The following is a 21,475-nucleotide window of genomic DNA, read 5'->3' on the forward strand; positions in this document are numbered from 1 at the left end:
GTCGCAGTCTTGTCGAAAATAGCGCTATCGATACTTCTATTCATAGCCGCTCAAATTGCACTAATCCCGCTTTATTCGGGCCTTACAGAGCATTTTTCGACAAGAACCTAAGACAGGCAAAGTCTGTGAATAACCGGGCGCACAAGGCTGTGCGTAACCACAGGGACGGTTTTGTGAATAAATCATTGTGCATAAGTAGCCAAGTTACACACACCTTGCTGACCGGTCATACCCAGGCCATACCCAGGGAAACCCGGACTTAAGAAACCTTTAACCTATTGTTTTATAACGATTTTTTTGGATTTTAAACAGAAACCAGCTGCACTAATAAGTAACAACAATGAACTAAACCTAAAACACTACATACCTATATATATTCTTTAAGTGAAAAGCCTGAAAAGCATCACACCCATTTAAAAACGGAGAACCAGGATGAGTACCTGTGAGCTGGATACTCACTGATTAAAAAATCGTCATTGAATTACACGGTCAAAGTGATTAGAATCCGCCGTCCAAATTTAGGGGTTCGATCTCTTCCAGAAAATGGGAAATCGGACCCGATGCCTAACCGGAAGCACTGCTTCCCCCGACTCGGTGTGAGAACAACCATGAAACGTACTTTTCAACCCAGCGTCCTGAAGCGCAAGCGTACCCACGGTTTTCGTGCCCGTATGGCCACAGCCAATGGCCGCAAGGTTCTGGCTCGTCGCCGTGCTCGTGGTCGTGCTGCCCTGACGGTTTAACCGGTATTTCTCCGGAAAGCGCCCAGGAACCCGGTACTGAATCTGCACCGGGTTACGGACATCCTCGCAGTCACCGTCTGCTGACCCCCGGGGATTTCCGCGCCGTTTTCGATCAGGTAGCCGTCAAATCGGCCTGCCCCGAATTATTGCTTCTGTCCCGCCCGGCACAATCGGGGTCGGCTCGCCTTGGATTTATTCTCGCCAAAAAGAACATCCGCACCGCGGTAGCCCGAAACCGCATCAAGCGATGTGCCCGCGAAGTTTTTCGATTGCATTACGCTGACTGGCCACCGCTCGATATCATCCTGATGGGTCGAAAAGAACTCGGCTTGCTGACGCATGAGCAGTTGCACGAGCTGATTGATAAACAGCTCAGACGCCTGACACGTCGCTGGCATAAGGCCGCGGCAGAGTCAGCCTGAAGCGGGATAACCGTTTTTGCCCTGCGGCCGGTATTTGGCTGGCAATAAACACCCTGTGCAGGTACCATTTCGGCGCTTTTTACACAGGAAGCGGGCGGATGTCGTCTGCCGTGTAGCTTCCTCAGCCTGAACCGGGCCACCACAGACTGCTCCCATCTTCATCCGACCCCTGGTGCGTTGGATATTGCGTGTTTTTGACAGTCAGGAATCGGTTCAGGGTTAATGATCTGACTGGAAATTGATTATGGATGTGCGCCGTATTGTCCTGATCGCGGGTTTAGCCGTGGTCTCTTACATCTTGGTCCTGCAGTGGTCGTCTGACTATTCCGGTGCGCCGCAGCAAGAGCAAACCGCCAATTCGTCAGAAATGGCTCCCCTGGAAGTCCCTCAGTCCGAGGTTCCGGAGAACACCGGCAGTGCTGCCGCTCCGGACAGTGAAGTGCCCGAAGCAGCGGGCGGACCGCGTACCAGTGTGACTGCATCAGCGGCCAGTGGGAATGTAGTCAGACTGACATCAGATGTGCTTGATCTGACCATTGACCTGAATGGCGGTGACGTCATCAATGCGGCTCTGCCTGAATACCCGGCCCGTGCCGATACGCCAGATGTCCCTTTCAGTATTCTCGAAAACCGTCAGCGCACTTACACGGCCATGAGTGGTCTGGTCGGGCCTGATGGCATCGACAGCGAGCAACGTGCGCGCTATCAGGTAGAGCAAAACGAGTACGAGCTGGACGAGGGTACCGAGCAGCTTGAAGTAACCCTGGCGCATACAACCGACGCGGGCGTTACCGTCAACAAAATTTTCACGCTGACCCGTGGCAGTTACCTGATCGATATTCGTTACGAAATCCAGAACGGATCGGAACAGGCCATCACCACCAATCTGTTTGCCCAGCTTAAGCGTGACCGTTCTGATGATCCAAGCGCCGGTGGCCAGATTGGCATGGCGTCTTACCTCGGCGCAGCCATCACCACACCGGACGACCGTTATCGCAAGATCTCCTTTGGCGATATGGAAGACGAAACCTACCGTATCACCCAGACCGGTGGCTGGATCGCCATTCTGCAGCATTACTTCCTATCTGCCTGGGTACCTGCGACCGATCAGTCGCACAGCTACTATACGCGTCAACTCGCAAACGGCCTCTATTACGCGGGTTTTCAGTCGCCGGCATTAACGGTGGCACCGGGTGATACGGCATCCACCTCGGCCCAACTCTACGTCGGTCCGAAAGATCAGGACGACCTGGCAACCATCGCCGAGCACCTGGAACTGACCGTCGATTACGGCTGGTTGTGGTGGGCGGCCCAGCCTTTGTTCAAACTGTTGCAGTTCATGCACGGCCTGGTTGGCAACTGGGGCTGGGCGATTGTACTGATGACTCTCACAGTCAAGATGGTTCTCTACCCACTGACCGCTTCAAGCTACCGTTCCATGGCCAAGATGCGCAAATTTGCGCCGAAGATGACGCAACTGCGTGAGCAGTTCGGCGACGATCGCCAGCGTCTGGGTCAGGAAATGATGAAGATGTACAAGAAAGAGAAGCTGAACCCCATGGGCGGCTGTTTGCCGATCCTGGTGCAGATGCCGATCTTCATTGCCCTGTACTGGGTGCTGATGGAAGCCGTTGAGCTGCGTCAGTCGCCGTTTATCTTCTGGATTGAAGACCTCTCGATCAAAGACCCCTACTTCGTGCTGCCGCTGCTGATGGGCGCCTCCATGTTTGTGCAAATGCAGATGCAGCAGCAACCGAGCATGGACCCGATGCAGGCGCGGATGATGAAGTTCATGCCAGTGATCTTCACCTTCATGTTCCTCTGGTTCCCGGCGGGTCTGACGCTGTACTGGTTCGTCAACAACGTGACCACCATTGTGCAGCAGTACATCGTTAACCGTCAGTTTGAGAAAGCCGACAAGGCCAAATCGGGCAGCTGATGTCCGACCGCGATACGATCTGTGCCCTGGCAACGCCACCCGGACGAGGTGGCGTTGGCATCATCCGGGTTTCCGGAACGGGCGCAGTCGATATCGCTCATGCCGTACTCGGTTACACCCCCCAGGTTCGCAACGCCCATTACGGCCCCTTTCTCGATGCCGACCAGCAACCACTGGACGAAGGCATTGCTCTGTTTTTTGCCAATCCCAACTCCTTTACCGGTGAAGACGTGCTCGAACTGCAGGGACACGGCGGGCCGGTCATTCTGGACTTGCTGCTGCAGCGGGTCATGGCACTTGGCGCGCGCCTGGCGCGACCTGGCGAATTCTCCGAACGCGCCTTTCTAAACGACAAGCTGGACCTGGCCCAGGCCGAGGCCATTGCCGACCTGATCGACGCCTCTTCCAGCGAAGCCGCCCGCTCTGCCGTGCGCTCCCTGCAAGGCGCCTTCTCCAAAGAAATCCACAGCCTGGTTGAACAACTGATCAGTCTGCGTATTTACGTCGAAGCGTCGATCGACTTTCCCGAGGAAGAAATCGATTTCCTCTCCGATGGCAAGGTGCAGTCGGATTTGGCGGCCATTATTGGTCAGCTCGACAGAGTCACTGAGGCGGCCAATCAGGGCAGCCTGATGCGCGACGGCATGACGGTGGTGATTGCCGGACGACCAAACGCGGGTAAAAGCAGTCTGCTGAACGCTCTGGCAGGTAACGAGCGGGCTATTGTGACTGACATTGCCGGCACCACCCGCGATGTACTGCGCGAACATATCCACATTGACGGCATGCCGTTACACATCATCGATACCGCTGGTTTGCGGGATACGCCGGATGCCGTCGAACGCATCGGTGTTGAACGTGCCTGGCAAGAGATTGAACAGGCCGACAGAGTCCTGCTCATGGTGGATGGGAGTGAAACCGAGGCGACCGATCCGGCTCAGTTGTGGCCCGATTTTGTGCATCGCCTGCCCGCCAACGCGGCCATCACCGTGGTGCGTAACAAAATCGATATTACAGAAGAATCCCCAGGTTTATCCACAGAGCAGTCACAGCCGGTGATCCGGCTATCCGCACGTGACCAGATCGGTCTCGACGCCCTGCGTTTACACCTCAAACAACTGATGGGCTATGAAAGTGCCCGCGAAGGCGGATTCATCGCCCGGCGGCGACACTTGGAAGCCTTGCATCAGGCTCAGGCGTTTCTGCAATCCGGTGAAGCCCAGCTGCTGGGCGCGGCAGCAGGCGAACTATTGGCCGAAGATTTGCGGCTGGCGCAAAATGCGCTCAACGAGATCACCGGTGAATTCACCTCCGATGACTTGCTCGGGCGGATATTCTCCAGTTTCTGCATTGGTAAGTAGCCACGAACTATTCTAGTTTTGGAGTTCGCCATAGATTAGCGACGGGTGGCAGGGCTGCTCTTGCGGGGGTATCTGAGGCATGGATGCCGAAGTTAAGCTTACATGGATGTATTCACAGCGCCCCCGCAAGAGCAGCCCTGCTATCCGGCGCGGACTCATGGCAATGCAGCCAAATCGAACTCCGAAACAGGAGTTACCACTGCATTTAGTTCTTAACCACACACCCTGCCAGATGCTCCCACACCTCCAGCGCATTGATTTCATTCACCAGTTCATGGCGCCCGCCTTCGAACAGGCGGGTGCTGGCCAAATTAACCCCAGCGGCCTTGATCGCTTCTATATGTTTGCCAATACCCTTGCCGAATTCACCGACAGGGTCATCGGTGCCAGACATAACATGCACCGGCAGGTCTTTGGGCCACTGGCGCGGGTCTATTGTGAGTAAGCCGCCGATGAAATCGCTCCACAGCTGAACCGTGCAGTCGAAGCCGCAATAGGCATCTTCCAGATAGGCATCAACCTGGTCGGTATCCCGGCTCAGCCAGTCATGGGTAGTGCGGTTGGGTTTGAAGGCTTTGTTGAAGGCACCAAACGTCATTTTGGTGACCAGCGGGCTCAGATGACGGGGGCCTTTTGCGGCTTTGATCGCATCGACCAGCAGTTTGGAGACGATCAATTGCGGCCGGTTGATGCGGTTGGTGGCACAGAGGATAAGCCCCTGCAGCTTATCACCAAAGCGCTGAACATACGCCTGGGCAATGAAAGACCCCATGCTGTGGCCGAAGAGAGTAAGAGGCGCATCGGGTTCCAGTGAGCGAGCATAGTCGACGACCTGATTCAGATCGGTAATTACCTTGTTCCAGCCATCCTGATCGGCATAGTGGCCGAGATCAGCTTCGGGGCAGTCGTCGCTGTGGCCACGATGCTCAATCGCCACGACTGCGATATCCCGGTTATTCAGCCAGTCGGCCAGGGGCGCGTAACGGCTGGCGTGTTCTGCCATACCATGAGCGATGACCAGCGTTGCTCTGGGTGCCCGCGGACGCCAGACCTTGACTGGAATGGTGTGACCATCGCTTGCCGTTAACCATTCTTCGAGATATTGCATAACCTGTACCCTGAACCGTTATTAACCCTGCCAGAGTGTCATGCAGCCGGTATGACGTCCAGTATTGGAGTTTAACCAGCCGTATTGGCGTTCTTTTTTCGGGATCTTCGACAACGTTCGCTGCAATATTTGACGGAATCCCAACAATCGGCCCATTTTTTACGCCAGCTAAAGGGGCGCTGGCAGAGGGCGCAGTATTTTTCGGGCAGATTGTGTTTTGCGGGGGTCCGTGGCACAGGTGATTACCGGGGTAATGATGATAACCAACGTCTACGGTTTCGGCATGAAAAAGGTTCAGTGGGCACAAAACCCGTACAAGCCGGGTTTTTATGCACAAAGGTAACACACAGAGATATCCCCAGGTTTAGGGCCATTTCAGCCTTAATTTACCGGGTAAACTGGCATAAACTGATATTTTCTCCCCAGCCAATACCCAGCTCATGCAATGGTTATACCCGGGTTATACACAGAGTATTACCGCTCGTTCGATGCCGGTTTGCGGGCCTGGTCGAGTAGAATGGTGTGGGCTTGCTGGTCGACCTTGGCTTTCAGGTAGGCCGCATTGTGCTGGTTGACGTAGACACCGGTATCCTGCCGGTCGACGACTTCAATACCGAAGTCCTGTAACTGGCTGGCCTTATGCGGATTATTCGACAGTAGGCGAATGCGTTTAATGCCCAGTGCCAGCAGCATTTCAGCTGCAGGTTTGAAATCACGCATGTCGTGGGCGAAGCCGAGCATTTCGTTGGCGGTGTAGGTATCGATGCCCTTGTCCTGAAGGGCGTAGGCATCCAGTTTATTGTAAAGGCCGATACCGCGGCCCTCCTGTCTCAAGTACAGTAAAACACCGCCCTGATCGGCCAGTAGGCGCTGGGCCTCGTGCAGCTGTTCGCCACAGTCGCAACGCTGCGATCCAAAGACATCACCGGTCAGACATTCGCTGTGCAAGCGCACCAGTGGGGTATCATCCTGTTCGGGCGTGCCATAAAGAATGGCCAGATGTTCCTTGTTGTCACTGAGGTCATTAAAACTGACAAAACGGGTGGGCACCGAGGCTTCACCCAGGGGAATAGTGACAGTGGCGCGTTGTTCGATGCTCATGGCGGTCTCTGATACTCGGTAGCGGTCTGTGGTCATGACCCGGCGGTACTTGGCTAAGTTGGCGTAAAGGTTGGGTCAAAGGGTCCAATTAAAAGGTGATCCGGCAACGGTGTTGCCGTGTAGGTTACAGTGTAACGCATTTGGTCAAGTGTCTGCGCCCGGGTGCAGCAAGATTGGTATTCGACCATTTTCTTTTGTTAACCGGTTTGCGGATAGCCCGGGTGAACCCCATAGTAAGTAACCAGAGTTCAAACCGGAAAACCGCGAAGGTTCGAAGGTAAGATTCAGAGTTCGTTTTCATTTCAACATCGAATAAGTCAGGAGTCTTATCATGGCAGTGTTTGCAGTCGTGGGTGCCGGGTTGTCGGGCATGACGTTGGCGCGTGAACTCGAACAGGCCGGTCACCGGTGTCAGGTTTTTGAGAAAAGCCGTGGCCGTGGTGGCCGCCTGGCGACACGCCGCCGCGACGGCTGGCAGGCGGACCATGGCGCGCAATACTTTACGGTTCGGGATCCGGCGTTTCAGCAGGAGGTTGATCGCTGGCTGGCTGAGGGCTGGGTCGCGCCCTGGCCGGTGTCGCCGGTAGTGCTGGACGGCGACGGCGTTCAGTCGTCACCGGATGAGCAGACGCGATACGTCGGTACGCCAACAATGAACGCCATGGTGCAAGGCCTGAGCGAGGGGCTTGATCTGTTTGTGCAAACCCGGGTAGATCGGCTGGAACGCGTCGGTAAACAGTGGCGTCTGTGGGATGACCAGGGCGAGCAGTATGGCCAGTTCGACGCCGTTTTGCTGACGGCGCCATTGGCCCAGTCGCTGGCGTTACTGCCGCCGGGCTCAAATCTGGAAGTGCCGTTGCGCGGTACAACCGCCATGCTGCCCTGCTGGGCACTGGCGATCACCTTCAGTGAGCCCACCGGCATTGAGGCGGATGCGGCCTTTGTAAAAACCGGCGTTGTGAACTGGCTGGCCCGTGACAGCAGCAAGCCCGGGCGTGCAGCAGAGCCTGAAACCTGGGTTGCGCACTTTACCGCCCAGTGGTCGGCTAATCATCTGGATGCGTCGGACAGCTTGCTGGAACAGCAGTGTCTGGCGGCATTGCGTCGTCTTGGTCAACCGGAACTGCCAGCAGTTTCAGATCGCTTTAAACATCGCTGGTTGTATGCCCGGTCCGGTACCGAAACGCGTCTGGATGCTGCCTTTGACACCAACCTGGCCATTGGTCTGGCCGGAGACTGGACCCAGGGAGACCGCCTCGAAGGCGCCTGGCGCAGCGGCCACCGCCTGGCAAAAACCCTGATCGAACAGTGGGCCTGATCCAGAACGGCCACAGAGTTGCGGCTATGAACCGCGAAGTGAAGAGGTAACCATGAAAAATCTGAGTATTGATGTCGTATCTGATGTCGCCTGTCCCTGGTGCGTCATTGGCTATAAAAATCTGGAACAGGCGCTGGCGTCACTGGACGGTGAGATCGAAGCCGACCTGGCCTGGCATGCCTTTGAACTGCGGCCCGATGCACCGGCCGAAGGCGAAAACTGGCGTGAGCACATCATGGCGAAATACGGCATGAGTTTTGAGCAGAGCGAAGAGAACCGCAAGCGCATCACCGAGGCAGGCAGCCAGGTTGGTTTTACCTTCAATTTTACCGACGACATGCGCACTCAGAACACCTTCAATTGCCACCGACTGTTGCACTGGGCAAAAGACACTGAACAGCAAACGGCCCTGAAGCTGGCACTGTTTGAAGCCTATTTTACCGACCGGACCAATGTAAACGACACCGAGGTGTTGTTGCAGGCCGTCGAAAGAGCCGGACTCGACCGGGACAGCGCAGCAGCGGTGCTCGCCTCGGACCGTTATGAGCAGGCGGTTCGGGCCGAAGAAGGGCATTATCAGCAGATGGGCGTAAGCTCGGTGCCGACCTTTATTGTGAACGGCAAGTACGCCATCACCGGTGGTCAGCCGGCTGAGGTGTTTGTTCAGGCACTGCGCCAGATTGCCAGCGAGAACGCCAGTACGGCCTGAGATTCATTGGGCGGCTGTGGTAAACTGCGCGCCCCATTAAACGGTTTTAAGAGGCGACCATGGCTCTGGTATACAGCACTGAATCGGGCCGCACCTGTCCGGATTGCCAGCAACCCCGCTCGCAATGCCAGTGCACGTCTCAGGAGACGATTCCCGAGGGTGATGGCATTGTTCGCATCAGCCGCGAGACCAAGGGCCGTAAAGGCAAGGGCGTAACGCTGATTCGTGGCATTCCGCTGGCCGAGAAAGACCTGAAAGCCCTGGCTAAAAAACTGAAAGCCAAGTGCGGCACGGGCGGCACCGTCAAAGACGGCGTGATCGAGATACAGGGTGACCAGCGTGATCTGCTGGTGACCGAGTTAAGCCAGCAAGGCTATACGGTAAAAAAAGCCGGCGGTTAATCGTCGGCTGTTCAGGAGTACTCCCCATGCAAGACCCTACCAAGACTGAACTTGAAGCGGCGGCGTTCCGCCGATTAGTGCAGCATTTGCAGGAACGCACCGATGTGCAGAACATCGATCTGATGAATCTGGCGGGTTTTTGTCGCAATTGCCTGTCGCGCTGGTACCAGGAAGCGGCCAGCGAAAAAGGCGTCGACATCACTAAAGACAGCGCTCGTGAAGTGGTTTACGGCATGCCCTACGATCAGTGGAAAGCCAAATACCAGACCGAAGCCAGCGACGCTCAACAGGCCGCTTTCTCACAACAGGCGAAGCATGACTGAGTCACTGAACGTTAAAAGCCTGAGTTATCAGGATGCCCGTCAGTGGGTAACTGACAACCTGCCAACTGAAAATGCCGAGGGCCCGGTACCACCGAGTCTCGACGGCTTGAACGGGTTTTTCTTTGCCATCAGTCAGGCGCCGGTACCGGTATCGGCCAGTGACTGGCTGAGTGATGTGTTGCCTCTGTTTGGCCACATTGAACCCGCGTCCAATGCCCTTAACGCCGTACTGTCGTTACAGCGCCACATTGAACAGGCGTGTGAAAAACAGGACTATCCGATACCGGATACCGCTGGTATGGATGCGGTTAATCAGATCAAACCCGGCCATCGTATGAACGACTGGAGCCTGGGTTTTGAGGCTGGCTTTATCCATGCCCGGCCGCTGTGGCTGACGCTGGTGCCGGCAGAATTGCGTTCGGAACTCGACAGCCTGTATTTTGCCCTCAGCTTTTTTGCCTCACCCGACAAAGCACGGGAATTCATTGCGCGGCGCTCGTCACCGCTGCGGCCGGAGCAACTGGCCGACCAGATATTGGGCCAGTTTCCCAAGGCAGCCGATCTGTTTTCGCGCCTGTCGATCTCGGTTGGGGCCGTTGCCCAGTCGGCGGCCGAACCCAGGCAGTCGGTCGGCCGTAACGACCCCTGCCCCTGTGGCAGTGGCAAGAAATACAAGCATTGTTGTCTGCAATAGTAACCACTGTACTTGACTGCCCTCCCTCCACCTCGGGTAGAGAGAGCTAAAGACGGGGCCAGCGTAACCGTTGCTCTGGCGCTAACGGAGTGTAACCATGCTGGCGCTGTCCTATCGTCGCATTGTGAGTCTGGCGTTACCCATCAGCTTGCAAGCCTTGTTGACCTCGTCGCTGAGCGTGGTCGATATCTACATGGTCAGTTCCCTCGGTTCAGCCGCCGTTGCTGCCGTGGGGTTGATCAGTAAGGTTTACTTCGTTGCGCTGCTGATCGCCATTGGTTTGAGCGGTGGTGTTTCGATGCTGGTCGCACAGTATTGGGGCGCGTCAGATCGCATCGCTGTGCTGGGGTATTTATGGACGGGTCTTGCCTGGTGCGGCCTGGCAATGTTGCCGCTGACAGTGATGGCATTGTTTTTTACCCAACCAATGGCCGGATTGTTATCGCCGGATGACGCCGTGGCCAACCTGGCCGCCAATTACTGGTTCTGGACCTTTCCCTTTGCCGCCCTCTCTGGCTTCAGTTTTCTACTGGCCAGTGTGCAACGCGCCACCGGCGATACGCTGTGGCCGATGGCGGCCAGCGGCCTGGCGCTGCTGACCAATACATTGCTGAACTATCTGGTGTTGTTTGGGCCTTTCCCGGTGCTCAATATTGGCTTGGCCGGTGTTGCCTTTGCATCGGTTGCGTCGCGGGTGCTGGAGCTGGCCTTGCTGCTCTTTCTGTTGCGCCGCCATTTGCAGGTGGTTTGGGTGTGGTCGGCGGATAGGTTCTGGGAAGTCTGGCGCTATGGCCGGGTGCTGATGCTCAACGAGGGCCTCTGGAGTGCCGGTATTTTTGCCTTCTTTCTGGTCTATGCCTACATGGGGGCTGCGCCATTGGCGGCGATGAGTCTGATGTCGCCGCTGGAGAACGTGATCGTCGATCTGTTCATCGGCTTTGGCATAGCCGCGTCGATTTTGATTGGCCAGCACCTGGGCCGGCACGAATACGATGAAGCCCGGGCGCTGTGCTATTTCTTTCTGAATAAAATCACCCTGGCGTCCGCCTTGCTCGCGGTTGTCCTGGCGTTAATGACACCGCTGGTGGTTGGCGCATTCGCCTTTGTGGAAGCGCCGGTTCGGGATTTGCTGGCCGGTGTCTGGCTGGTGTATTGCATTGGCTTGCCGGTACGCACTCACAATATGCTGGCGGTAATCGGTATTCTGCGGGCGGGTGGCGATAATCGGTTTGTGCTACTGACTGAAGCTATTTCACTCTGGTTACTGGCCGTACCGGTATCCGCGCTGGTCGCGCTCTGGCTGGGCTGGCCACTGTGGGCCGTGGTTGGAGTAACGGTGCTGGAGGAGCTGGGTAAAGTAGCATTGTTCCGGTGGCGAACAGGCCGGGGGTACTGGCTGAGAAATCTGACGTCGAAGCCAGGCTCCGACGTCTCAACTAGCTGATCAACTACAGTCCCGGTGATTTGGAGGCTGCTGGTCAGAAGCGGTAACTGAGAACCGTGCGAACTGAGACCGTTTGCACGTCGACGTTGCCGTTGAAGAATTCTTCGTAGTTGTCGCCGAAATGCCAGTCGGCCTGAATATCCAGACCCAGCTCATCCCAGTTGTAGCCACCGCCACCGCCAACATAGAAACCACTGATTTGGGTGTCTTCGAAACCTTCCTGCTCAACGGACTCGCTGTAATAGCCCAGGCTGCCATAGTATTTGGTGCCATAGCGGGCCACACCGCGGCCCAGTTTGGCGCCGATATCCCAGCCGATCAGGTAGACATCGGAATCACTGGTGACGATTTGTTTGTAGTGATAGCTGCCCTGCAAGGCAAAGGCGCCAATACCGGCTTCGATATCTAGGGAGGGGCCGATAAAGGCGTCGTATTCGCTCTCATCCGGGTAGATCCAGACCGAGGAACGCACACCGGCGCCAATGGCAAAACCGCCCAGATCGGCCAGCGCTTCATCGCCATGACAATGGTATTCGCCGGTAACGGCGTCGTTGTGGCAGTCGAACCGATCCAGTGCACCGGGGTCGGCCCAGGCCGTTGGATGAATAACCAGGGCAGCCAGTGTGGCCATTGGCAAGCTGAGACGAAGCGGCAGGTGCATGGGTTAACTCCTCATTTTTATCCTGATCAGTGTATCACAGCCTTGCCATGCGGCCAGTGGCGGCGTTGTCAGATGAGAACCGGGTCATCATATGGCACCCAGATCAAAGCTATGAAAACGACGAATCAGGTGGTCCCGAACTACGGCGACGCGTTTAGGCAATTCACTGCGTTGAGCCCAAACCAGCCAGAGCAAGGTGTTTTCGATTTCCCAGTCGGGCAAAACCTGTACCAGCCTACCCTGCTGTAAGGGTTCCCGCAGCACCAGATTTGATAGCCGGGCAATGCCCAGCCCCTGCTCGGCGGCCAGTAACTGGGCCTGGCTGCTGGGCGCATGCCAGCTGCCCTGGGGGTAATGTACGTGGTGGTCGTTGCCCCGTCGGAATTGCCAGGACTTGGGTGTGCCGGTAATGCAATTGAAGTTGCCCAGTTCGCCGGGATGACGCGGAAACCCATGTTGGTTCAAATAACGGGGGCTGGCGCAGAGCATTAGGCGCAGCCGGCCAACCCGTTCGGCGGCCACCCCGCTGCCCGGGTCATCACCGCCGCGCAGTACCAGATCTACCGGGTCCTGGTTCGGGTCGACCCGGGCACTGCTGAAATCGATTTGGAACTGCAATTGCGGGTGCTGGGCAGCCACTTCGGTCAGCATACGCGCCAGATAGTGCTCGCCCAGAATACCCCCCACCGAGTTGATGCGTACCGGCCCGGATAACCGGTCAGCCATCATTTTCAGGCTATGCTCGGCCGCATCAATCTGGTTCAGGCTCGACTGGGTGCGCAGGCGAAAATGCTCACCCTCTGGCGTGAGTGACACACTGCGAGTCGTACGATGCAGCAAGGTTATCCCCAGCCGGGCTTCCAGCTCGGCCACTCTCTGACTGATGCGCCCTCGAGATATCGACAGTTTCTCCGCCGCCCGGGTAAAACTCCCGGCTTCACAGACAGCAAGAAAGGCCTCAATCTCGGCAAAACGATCCATTGGTTAGTCTCATTAACGAATAAGGTTAATTTTTGCAGGATTATAACTGGAATGATAGCAACTATAATGGTCTCAATATTTTGTAGTGCATAGTTAGCGTTGGCGCAAGTGACGGCTGCCGGGTAGACCTGTTCGGGGAAGTCTGAGGCATGGATGCCGAAGCCTAGGCCCCATGGACGGGTTTACGCCGACCCCGAACAGGTCTACCCGGTAGCTGGCACGTATTTCAGCCACCAGAGGCAACCTAAATTTCGTTTTTGGCATACGAGCCACCTAAGCAAGCCATTTCCAAGAAACGACCAGGAGCAGACTATGAGCCAGATTGTTCAACACAGACCCCTCGGTAAAACCGGCTATTCCGTCTCTGAAATCGGCCTGGGCTGTTGGCAGTTGGGTGGTGACTGGGGTGCCCTGCAAGCGGGTCAGGCCGAGTCGGTTTTGCAAGCCGCCAGCGATAACGGCGTCACCTTTTGGGATACCGCGGATGTGTATGGCGGGGGCGAAAGTGAACGCATTATTGGCGAGTTCAACAAAACGCATCCTGAAACTGACCGCATCATCGTCACCAAGGCGGGCCGCACTCCCGAACAGTACCCGGATGGCTACAGCCGGGACCGGCTGAAAGCGGCCATTGAGGCATCGCGTGAGCGGCTGCAGGTCGAGCAGCTTGATATGGTTCAGTTGCACTGCATTCCGATCAACGAGATCAAACGCGGTGACGTCTTTGAATGGCTGGCCGAGTTTAAACAGGCTGGTCTGATACGCCAGTTTGGCGCCAGTGTTGAAACCTGTGACGATGCCCGCTACTGCCTCGAAAATACGGACGTCGCCTCGCTGCAGTTAATCGTGAATCTTCTACGTCAGGATATGGCCGAATCCATTCTGCCGCTGGCGCATCAGAAAGAGGTTGGCGTAATCGTTCGGCTTGGTCTGGCGAGTGGATTGCTCTCCGGTAAAATGACGGCTGATCATGAATTTGCCAAAGAGGATCACCGCAATTTCAATCAGAATGGCGATGCCTTTTTTGTGGGTGAAACCTTTGCTGGTCTGCCCTATAAAACCGGCGTCGCACTGGCTCATGAACTGAAAAGCCTGGTACCGGATGGCATGACACTGGCGCAGATGTCATTGCGCTGGTTGTTGGATCAGCAAGGCGTCAGCAGTGTCATAACCGGCGCCAGCCGGCCCGAGCAGATTGCCGACAATGCGGCGGTTTCTGCGTTACCGTCGCTCGACAACGAATTGCACACCCAGCTGTCGCACTTTTATCACGACCGTGTGCGTCAGCACATTCGGGGAGAAATCTGATGCATTATCGTCGACTGGGTAAAACCGAACTGAAGGTATCCGATATTGGGTTTGGCGCCTGGCAACTGGGCAATAACGATCAGTGGGGCGGTATGGATGACACCACCGCCCATCAGTTGGTGGCCGGAGCACTCGACCGGGGCTGTAACCTGTTCGACACCGCACCGAATTATGCGAAAACCAACAGTGAGCGGTTGTTGGGCGAAACGCTGCGCGGTGTGCGGCAAGAGGTGGTACTGGTCAGTAAATTTGGCCACAAGCCGGAAGGCGGCACCGATTACAGTGCCGTAGCGTTTCAGGAAAGTCTGCATGGTTCGCTGGAGCGTTTGAAAACGGACTATCTGGACGTGGTCCTTGTTCACAGCCCGCCGCTTGAAGTATTGAACGGGCAGCACCCGATTTGGCAGGCGATGAAAAAAGCGCAAACCGAAGGCAAGGTGCGCTTTTATGGCGCGAGTACCGATTACGCCTTTGAAGTGCGCGAAACGCTCGAAACCACCGATGCCCAGGTGCTGGAGCTTCTGTTCAACGTGCTGCACCAGGATGTAAGACTGGCCTTTGACCAGGTGCGCGCCAACGACGTCGGTGTCATTACCAAGGTGCCGCTCGACAGTGGCTGGCTCGGTGGCAAGTATAACGCCCAAACCGTTTTCGATGGCGTACGCAAACGCTGGAGCCAGGCAGACGTTGAACAACGCGCTGCTCTGGTTGAACAACTGGCCTGGCTACCCTCCGCTGATCGGAACCTGGCCCAACAATCTCTGGCCTACTTGCTCAGCTACGATGAAGTGTCCAGTGTGATCCCGGGTATTCGTTCCCAGGCGCAACTGGACGCCAACTTCGGCGCCACCGGTCAACGGTTGTCGGCCGCCGATCGCGCCAGGCTGGAAACGTTCTGGGATGGTTTCACTGACAAAGGCACTCATTTGCTGCCCTGGTAGGGTTTTGTTTGGTGCCACTGGCCCGACGTTCGGCGTTCGCTTTTTCTGCCAGTCGTTCGGGCTGAGGGTGAGCTTCATTCCGCCCCTGTCAGAGACACTTCCCTGTGTCGCTGACAGGGACGCGAGCGTCCTGCTCGCTGCTCCATGAAACTCTCCCACAGCCCTAAGTGTTGGAGCGAACGTCTTATTTGAGCATCACTTTTTATAGCAAAAAGCCTGATCAATTATTTAAACGACCACGAGTCGTATAGGAGTCACCATGGAATATCGTCGTCTTGGCCGTTCCGGCCTGAAAGTATCAGCCCTGTCATTAGGGTCCTGGGTTACCTTTGGCAAGCAGGTTGATTTGAACGATGCCAAAACCTTACTGAAAACCGCCTACGACAGCGGCGTGAATTTTTTCGATAACGCTGAAGGGTATGAAGCCGGCGAATCGGAAAAAATCATGGGTGATGCCATTGATGCATTGGGCTTGCCGCGCGATACCTTTGTCGTGTCATCCAAAGTGTTCTGGGGTGGTGAAAAGCCGACGCAATTGGGCTTGTCGGCCAAGCACGTGCGCGATGCCTGTGATGCAGCGCTGCGTCGCCTGAAAGTCGACTACCTCGATTTGTTTTTCTGCCACCGTCCCGATGTCGATACCCCCATTGAAGAAACGGTGCGTGCCATGCATCAGTTGGTGATGCAGGGTAAAATTATGTACTGGGGCACGTCGGAGTGGAATGCGCAGCAGCTCACGGAAGCCCACGCCATTGCTCGTCAGGAACATCTGACGCCACCGACGATGGAACAGCCGCAGTACAACATGTTCAACCGCGACAAGGTAGAGGGTGAGTACCGGCCGATTTACGAACAGTATGGATTGGGTACTACCATCTGGTCGCCGCTGGCGTCGGGCATTCTGACCGGTAAATACCTGGATGGCATTCCCGATGACAGCCGCATGAACCTGCCGGGCTACGAGTGGTTGAAGGACACCTTGCTCAGCGATGACGGCAAGGCGCGGTTGGAAAAAGTTCGTCAGTTGAAACCCATCGCCGATGAGCTGGGCCTGAGCCTGACGCACCTGTCGCTGGCCTGGTGTTTGAAAAACCCGAACGTCAGCACGGTGATTCTGGGCGCGTCTCGTTTGAGTCAGTTGGAAGATAACCTGAAGTCACTGGATGCGACTGATAAGTTGGACGATGCGGTGATGGAGCGGATTGATACTGTGCTGGATAATAAGCCAGCGGGGCCTGAGCGATTCGGGCAGTAAACAGACAGTTGTTGTAACGGGAGCGGGCCTGGTGTGATGTCAGGCCCGTTTTTTATCGTTTAAGAGATAGGTTTTTATTCGATAGAAACCATTGATCCAGTGGAGGGTGCCGGGTGTCACTATTGAGGGGAGTGCGCAACATGGACAAAAACGCCAGGAGCGTTTTTGCATGAGCGAAGCGTGCCCGAAGGGTGAATCCCATGGATGGGATTCATATCATGCGGTCTAGCCCCCATGGATGGGTCTACGGCGACCCTCAATAGTGATACGCGGCGCCCTCCACGACTCGTGGCAGTTGCAGAGCAACCACCTATCATTGAGACACTGGGAAGAAAATTGAATAAAGCGTTTTGGTTACAACCGATGGTGTTGCGTCTGCTGGCCCTGTGTTTGTTGCTGGGTACAGCGGGTGCGTCTGTGTTTCCGGTGTTGAGTACGCACCTGGCGATTAATCTGGGCATTGAGCCGCTGTGGATCGGGGTGTTTTTTGCGGCCAATACACTGGCGGGTATTGGTGTCAGTCAGTGGCTGGCCAAACGTTCGGATGCCGGCATGAGTCGGATGAAGATTTTATATGTGTCGGTGATTGTGTCGATGATCGGCTCAGTTGGCCTGGGTGTTGTAACCTGGTATCCGTTGTTACTCGTGGTGGGCATGGTCTGGTTTGGGTTGTCATCGACAGCCCAGCCACAACTGTTTGCGCTGGCCCGTGAACAGGTGAACGATCAGCAGGCTGCGTTATTTCAATCGGTGTTGCGTGCCACCATTTCGATGAGCTGGATCGCTGGCCCACCGCTTGCCTACCTGCTCTTTGACTGGCTCGGTTTTCGGACTTTGATGATGATTACCGCAGCCATCTTCTTCCTGACATTACTGATGTTGCCGGGTATGAAAGACACGCGGCTGTCGGGCTCGGTCAGCAAGGTCTCGGTGACTGATCCGCGTGTGCTTGGGTTAATGCTGGTGACCATCGCCATCTTTGCAGCCAACTCCATGTACATTGTGTATATGCCCTTGTATGTGCGGGATGTACTCGGGCTGATGACCATTGCCCCGGGGTTGTTGATGGGCCTGGCAGCCGGACTGGAAATTCCGATCATGATCTTTGGTGGTGCCCAGGCCTGGCGCTGGCACCTGTTTTCTCCACTCAAGGTCGCGGCCATCAGTGGCATGATCTTTTATACCGGCGTCTGGTGGTTCGACAGCTTCAACATGTTGCTGGTGATGCAACTGTTTAACGCCGGTTTGGTCGGGCTGGCGGCAGGCATAGGCATCAGCATTTTCCAATCGCTGATGAAAGACCGGCTCGGGATGGCCTCGACGCTGTATACCAACTCGATTAAGATCGGCAGCCTTGCCGGCGCTGGCCTGGGTGGGGTTGTCGCCCAGTGGGGCGGCTACGATGGCGTCTTCATAGGCTGTGGCTTGTTAGCAGCGACCGCGACGGTGCTCGTTTTCTGGATCAGTTCAAAACCTGGGTTGTCTGAGGAGTCACCCGCATCATGATCAATACTGCCTTACTGGCTGCTTTTATTCCTACCTTTGCGTTGGTGTCACTGACGCCGGGTATGTGCATGACGCTGTCAATGAGTCTTGGCATCACCATTGGCATCAAACGGACCCTGTGGATGATGATCGGTGAACTCATTGGCGTTGGTCTGGTCAGTGTACTGGCAGTGATCGGCGTTGCTGCGATCATGCTCAGCGCACCCATGGTGTTTACCATTTTCAAATGGGCCGGTGGGCTCTACCTGATGTGGCTTGGACTGCAAATGTGGCAGTCGCGTGGCAAGCTGGCAATACCGGAAACGGGCGATTCCGCGCATGCCGGTGCCAGCAGGGTGCAACTGGCGATTCAGGGGTTTGTTACCGCGGTTGCCAATCCCAAAGGCTGGGCCTTTACCATGGTGTTGTTGCCACCGTTCCTGGACGACAGCAAACCGCTGGCCCCACAATTGGCGGCGCTGGTTGCCATTATGCTGCTGATCGAATGGGTGGCGCTGATGATGTATGCCAGCGGCGGAAAATCCCTGAGTGTGGTGTTATCGCGCGGTCAGAACGTGCGGCTGATTAACCGGATTGCCGGTACATTAATGTTGGTGGTTGGGGTTTGGCTGGCACTGGGCTAAGTTCACCACGCTACTCGTCCAGCAACGTCAAGAACGCCTCAAAGGGCATGGGTCTGGCGAGCAGAAAACCCTGCACCTCCTCAATGCCCAGTTGCTGCACCACCGTTAATTGTTCCTCTGTTTCCACGCCTTCTGCGTTGACGATCAATTGCAGCGTCTTGCCAATCTGCGCCGCAGCCTGAACCACGGCGCGCGCTGTGGTGTTGCTGTGCATGGTTTTAATAAAGCTCTGGTCGATCTTGATCTTGTCGATTGGGAACTGGGTGAGGTAACTCAGCGATGAAAAGCCCGTGCCGAAATCATCCAGTGAAATATGCACACCAAATTGGCGCAACGACTGCAGCGAGGCTATGACACCTTCCGTGCGTTCGAACATAACGCGTTCGGTTAGTTCCAGCGCCAATTGTGGGCCAACGCGTTTAATACGGGGCAGCAACGGCTGAATAATGTCGGTGAAGGTATGGTTGTTGAAGTGGTGGGCTGAGAGGTTAAAGCTCAGCACAAGATCAGAATGGTTTTGCCTGAGCTTGTCGCAATAATCGAGAATGTGTTCCAGCACCCAGACATCAATATCAGCAATCAGACCGGATCGCTCTGCCAGCGGAATAAACTGCGCCGGGCTGATGAAGCCCGAATCGGTTGGCCAGCGAATCAGCGCCTCCGCACCAATGATACGACGGCTCTGTGCATCAAAAACCGGCTGAAAATGCAGCATCAACTGGTTGGCTCGCAGCGCCAGTGCCAACTCGTGTTCCATGGATTTCTCCGATTGCAGATCCACCCGCATCCGGTGTTCATAGAGACGGTAGCCAGCACGACCGGTGCGCTTGCACCGGTACAGGGCAAGGTCTGCTGCACTCATGACATCTTCAATGACGGCATGTGACCGGTCGGCATCCAGTTGATGACACAGCACGACACCCATACTGGCGGTGACTTTGAGGGTTGATTCCTGGTAGCGGAACTCCCGACTGACGCGATCACCAATCTGCACGCACAGAATATCCAGCTCGGTTTCTGAAAGAGCCCCGTCGACCAGCACGGCGAATTCATCCCCGCCCAGCCGAAAGGTTTTACACGGCGCATTCAACGGTTGCTGCAAACGTTGAGCGAGCTCGACCAGCAGGGCATCACCCACCAGATGACCGAGGGTATCGTTGATGTCCTTGAAATGATCGAGGTCGAGAAAGATTACCGTGAATTCATGATGTGGATGCAACTGCCAGTGGTCGTACGACTGCTGCAGTTGCTGTTGAAACTGGCTGCGATTGGGCAACTGGGTCAGGGTGTCGTGTTCGGCCAGGTAGCGAATTTCATTTTCGGCATCAACCTGCTCGGTAATGTCGATGATCGACCCCTGAATAACTTCCCGGCCGGTCTGGCGTTCGGTCACGTACTGGGCGTTCATCAGCACCCAGATGGGTTTGCCGTCACGGCGCACCATGCGCGCACGTTGATTCACCACGGTCCGGTCACGCTGCAACATCGACAGCAAACGCAGCCGCTGACGGGGGCTGTCATACAGCTTCTGGGTGATGTCATCGTAATAGCCGAGGCACTCTTCTCGCGAGGCGCATCCCAGCGTACGGGCGAACAAATGATTCACCCGAATAAAAGTGCCACTAATGGTCGATTGGTACAGGCCCGCCTGGGCGGTATTGAACAGGTCTTCGTAATCGCTTTCGGCATTTCGGCGTGCCTCTTCCGAGCGTTTTAATTCGGAAATGTCGGCAATGGTTCCGATGATATGCACCAGCTCGCCCTGTTCATTGACCACCCGGCGCGCGTTTTGCCGTACCCAGATTCGATCGCCATCCTTGCGTTTCATCTGGCATTCAAACCCCGACACCACATTGTTTTGAGCCAGAGCGTCGAGAAAGCGTGTTCTGTCTCTGGAGTGCACGTAGATGTCATGGGCCGCTTGCCGAACCTGGTCTTTCATGTCGGCAGGCGAGTCGTAAAGAAACAACCGGGCCAGGGAATAGTTGGCGTAGATTACGGCGCCCCGGGCATCTGTCTGGTAAATGCCGTCTACCGAGTATTCCAGAATGCGGCGGTAGTTTTCGTGCTCTTCCATTGGGTGACACACCATCACCACAAACTGCTGGTTCGGGTCGCTGGTGATCTCCCAGCGCAGGCACATGCCCTTTAGCTCCCGTTCCAGATTGACGGCGACATCCTGCTGCAGCCAGTCTGTAAAATGCCGGTGCCAGCGTTCCGGCAGCAGGGTTTCCCAGTCGCGAAGGCCAAGCGAGGCGAGAAAGCTCTGGGCGGCGGTGTTGGCATACACCAGTGTCTGATTTGCATCGAACACCAGCGCATTGAACTGCAACAGCGACAGACTGCTTTGCAGCACATCGAGGTGTTTCCAGACATGCATAAGCTGATGCTCACCCAGTGGCGTCAGGCTGGCCATGGTACCGGGGATACAGATCTGGAAGTTATTGCGATCCGGGTCAACGGCCCGGTATAAAGCCAGCCAGGGTTCAAAATTGACCCAGTAGTCAGACAGCGGCTGACCTTGTGCGGGTGGTGGCGTCAGCAAACCCTGGGCATCACCAATGGCGATCAGGCGATACTCGCTGTCCAGCAGCAGTTTGGCGGAGGTAATGGGCGGGTTGCTCGACGTCGGCACGA

Annotated in this window: 21 protein-coding genes; 15 read left to right on the forward strand and 6 right to left on the reverse strand. The window is 55.9% G+C overall.

The window, feature by feature from the left end:
• The first annotated feature begins 608 nt into the window (after positions 1-608).
• The 4 genes from rpmH (at position 609) to mnmE (ending at position 4,465) form a co-directional block, all read left to right on the forward strand.
• Complete coding sequence (gene rpmH, locus ABJT94_RS19365; protein WP_028670321.1) at positions 609-743, forward strand: 50S ribosomal protein L34; 135 nt, start codon at positions 609-611, stop codon at positions 741-743.
• A 5-nt stretch (positions 744-748) separates the two neighbouring features.
• On the forward strand, positions 749-1,165 hold the full coding sequence (rnpA, locus tag ABJT94_RS19370) for a ribonuclease P protein component (RefSeq protein WP_348475024.1): 417 nt from the start codon (positions 749-751) through the stop codon (positions 1,163-1,165).
• A 244-nt stretch (positions 1,166-1,409) separates the two neighbouring features.
• The gene (gene yidC, locus ABJT94_RS19375) at positions 1,410-3,104 is read left to right on the forward strand and encodes a membrane protein insertase YidC (protein WP_348474951.1); all 1,695 of its coding nucleotides are present in this window, start codon (positions 1,410-1,412) and stop codon (positions 3,102-3,104) included.
• Entirely contained in the window at positions 3,104-4,465 is a 1,362-nt protein-coding gene (gene mnmE / locus ABJT94_RS19380) for a tRNA uridine-5-carboxymethylaminomethyl(34) synthesis GTPase MnmE (protein WP_348474952.1), read from the forward strand. Before yidC ends, mnmE begins: the two co-directional genes overlap by 1 nt.
• Positions 4,466-4,670: 205 nt before the next feature.
• Here the strand turns inward: mnmE and ABJT94_RS19385 are convergent, their stop codons facing one another.
• The 3 genes from ABJT94_RS19385 to ribA all read right to left on the reverse strand — a co-directional run bounded on the left by ABJT94_RS19385 (position 4,671) and on the right by ribA (position 6,674).
• On the reverse strand, positions 4,671-5,573 hold the full coding sequence (locus ABJT94_RS19385; RefSeq protein WP_348474953.1) for an alpha/beta fold hydrolase: 903 nt from the start codon (positions 5,571-5,573) through the stop codon (positions 4,671-4,673).
• Positions 5,574-5,644: 71 nt separating this feature from the next.
• Entirely contained in the window at positions 5,645-5,809 is a 165-nt protein-coding gene (locus ABJT94_RS19390) for a DUF2256 domain-containing protein (RefSeq protein ID WP_348474954.1), read from the reverse strand.
• Between the two features lie 238 nt (positions 5,810-6,047).
• Positions 6,048-6,674: a GTP cyclohydrolase II gene (gene ribA, locus ABJT94_RS19395; protein WP_348474955.1), complete on the reverse strand. Its 627-nt coding sequence runs from the start codon at positions 6,672-6,674 to the stop codon at positions 6,048-6,050.
• A 331-nt stretch (positions 6,675-7,005) separates the two neighbouring features.
• Between ribA and ABJT94_RS19400 the strand changes: the two genes are divergently transcribed.
• The 6 genes from ABJT94_RS19400 to ABJT94_RS19425 all read left to right on the forward strand — a co-directional run bounded on the left by ABJT94_RS19400 (position 7,006) and on the right by ABJT94_RS19425 (position 11,563).
• Positions 7,006-7,992: an FAD-dependent oxidoreductase gene (locus ABJT94_RS19400; RefSeq protein WP_348474956.1), complete on the forward strand. Its 987-nt coding sequence runs from the start codon at positions 7,006-7,008 to the stop codon at positions 7,990-7,992.
• A gap of 52 nt (positions 7,993-8,044) precedes the next feature.
• The gene (locus ABJT94_RS19405; protein ID WP_348474957.1) at positions 8,045-8,701 is read left to right on the forward strand and encodes a DsbA family oxidoreductase; all 657 of its coding nucleotides are present in this window, start codon (positions 8,045-8,047) and stop codon (positions 8,699-8,701) included.
• A gap of 59 nt (positions 8,702-8,760) precedes the next feature.
• A complete protein-coding gene (locus tag ABJT94_RS19410) occupies positions 8,761-9,102 on the forward strand; it encodes a translation initiation factor Sui1 (RefSeq protein ID WP_348474958.1) in 342 nt (113 codons plus the stop codon).
• 26 nt (positions 9,103-9,128) lie between these two features.
• A complete protein-coding gene (locus ABJT94_RS19415) occupies positions 9,129-9,425 on the forward strand; it encodes a DUF1244 domain-containing protein (protein WP_348474959.1) in 297 nt (98 codons plus the stop codon).
• Positions 9,418-10,119 carry an SEC-C metal-binding domain-containing protein gene (locus tag ABJT94_RS19420; RefSeq protein ID WP_348474960.1) on the forward strand — a complete coding sequence of 234 codons (702 nt, stop codon included), beginning with the start codon at positions 9,418-9,420 and terminating at the stop codon, positions 10,117-10,119. The genes ABJT94_RS19415 and ABJT94_RS19420 overlap by 8 nt, the downstream gene beginning before the upstream one ends.
• A gap of 97 nt (positions 10,120-10,216) precedes the next feature.
• Positions 10,217-11,563, forward strand: coding sequence for an MATE family efflux transporter (locus tag ABJT94_RS19425; RefSeq protein WP_348474961.1), 1,347 nt, complete (start codon positions 10,217-10,219; stop codon positions 11,561-11,563).
• Positions 11,564-11,597: 34 nt separating this feature from the next.
• On the opposite strand, the gene ABJT94_RS19430 is transcribed toward ABJT94_RS19425, so the two are convergent.
• The gene (locus ABJT94_RS19430) at positions 11,598-12,224 is read right to left on the reverse strand and encodes a hypothetical protein (protein WP_348474962.1); all 627 of its coding nucleotides are present in this window, start codon (positions 12,222-12,224) and stop codon (positions 11,598-11,600) included.
• 87 nt (positions 12,225-12,311) lie between these two features.
• On the reverse strand, positions 12,312-13,205 hold the full coding sequence (locus ABJT94_RS19435; RefSeq protein ID WP_348474963.1) for a LysR family transcriptional regulator: 894 nt from the start codon (positions 13,203-13,205) through the stop codon (positions 12,312-12,314).
• A gap of 312 nt (positions 13,206-13,517) precedes the next feature.
• On the opposite strand from ABJT94_RS19435, the gene ABJT94_RS19440 reads away from it, so the two are divergent.
• The 5 genes from ABJT94_RS19440 to ABJT94_RS19460 all read left to right on the forward strand — a co-directional run bounded on the left by ABJT94_RS19440 (position 13,518) and on the right by ABJT94_RS19460 (position 18,838).
• Positions 13,518-14,513: an aldo/keto reductase gene (locus ABJT94_RS19440; RefSeq protein WP_348474964.1), complete on the forward strand. Its 996-nt coding sequence runs from the start codon at positions 13,518-13,520 to the stop codon at positions 14,511-14,513.
• The gene (locus ABJT94_RS19445) at positions 14,513-15,454 is read left to right on the forward strand and encodes an aldo/keto reductase (RefSeq protein WP_348474965.1); all 942 of its coding nucleotides are present in this window, start codon (positions 14,513-14,515) and stop codon (positions 15,452-15,454) included. Before ABJT94_RS19440 ends, ABJT94_RS19445 begins: the two co-directional genes overlap by 1 nt.
• Positions 15,455-15,713: 259 nt before the next feature.
• Complete coding sequence (locus ABJT94_RS19450; RefSeq protein ID WP_348474966.1) at positions 15,714-16,709, forward strand: aldo/keto reductase; 996 nt, start codon at positions 15,714-15,716, stop codon at positions 16,707-16,709.
• 336 nt (positions 16,710-17,045) lie between these two features.
• Entirely contained in the window at positions 17,046-18,215 is a 1,170-nt protein-coding gene (locus ABJT94_RS19455) for a sugar efflux transporter (RefSeq protein WP_348474967.1), read from the forward strand.
• Positions 18,212-18,838 (forward strand): LysE family translocator, encoded by a 627-nt coding sequence (locus ABJT94_RS19460; RefSeq protein WP_348474968.1) that lies wholly within the window; start codon positions 18,212-18,214, stop codon positions 18,836-18,838. The genes ABJT94_RS19455 and ABJT94_RS19460 overlap by 4 nt, the downstream gene beginning before the upstream one ends.
• A gap of 10 nt (positions 18,839-18,848) precedes the next feature.
• Here the strand turns inward: ABJT94_RS19460 and ABJT94_RS19465 are convergent, their stop codons facing one another.
• Positions 18,849-21,473 carry an EAL domain-containing protein gene (locus ABJT94_RS19465; protein WP_348474969.1) on the reverse strand — a complete coding sequence of 875 codons (2,625 nt, stop codon included), beginning with the start codon at positions 21,471-21,473 and terminating at the stop codon, positions 18,849-18,851.
• Between the last annotated feature and the right edge of the window lie 2 nt (positions 21,474-21,475).

This window comes from Saccharospirillum sp., from assembly GCF_039982735.1.
Lineage (GTDB): Bacteria > Pseudomonadota > Gammaproteobacteria > Pseudomonadales > Natronospirillaceae > Saccharospirillum.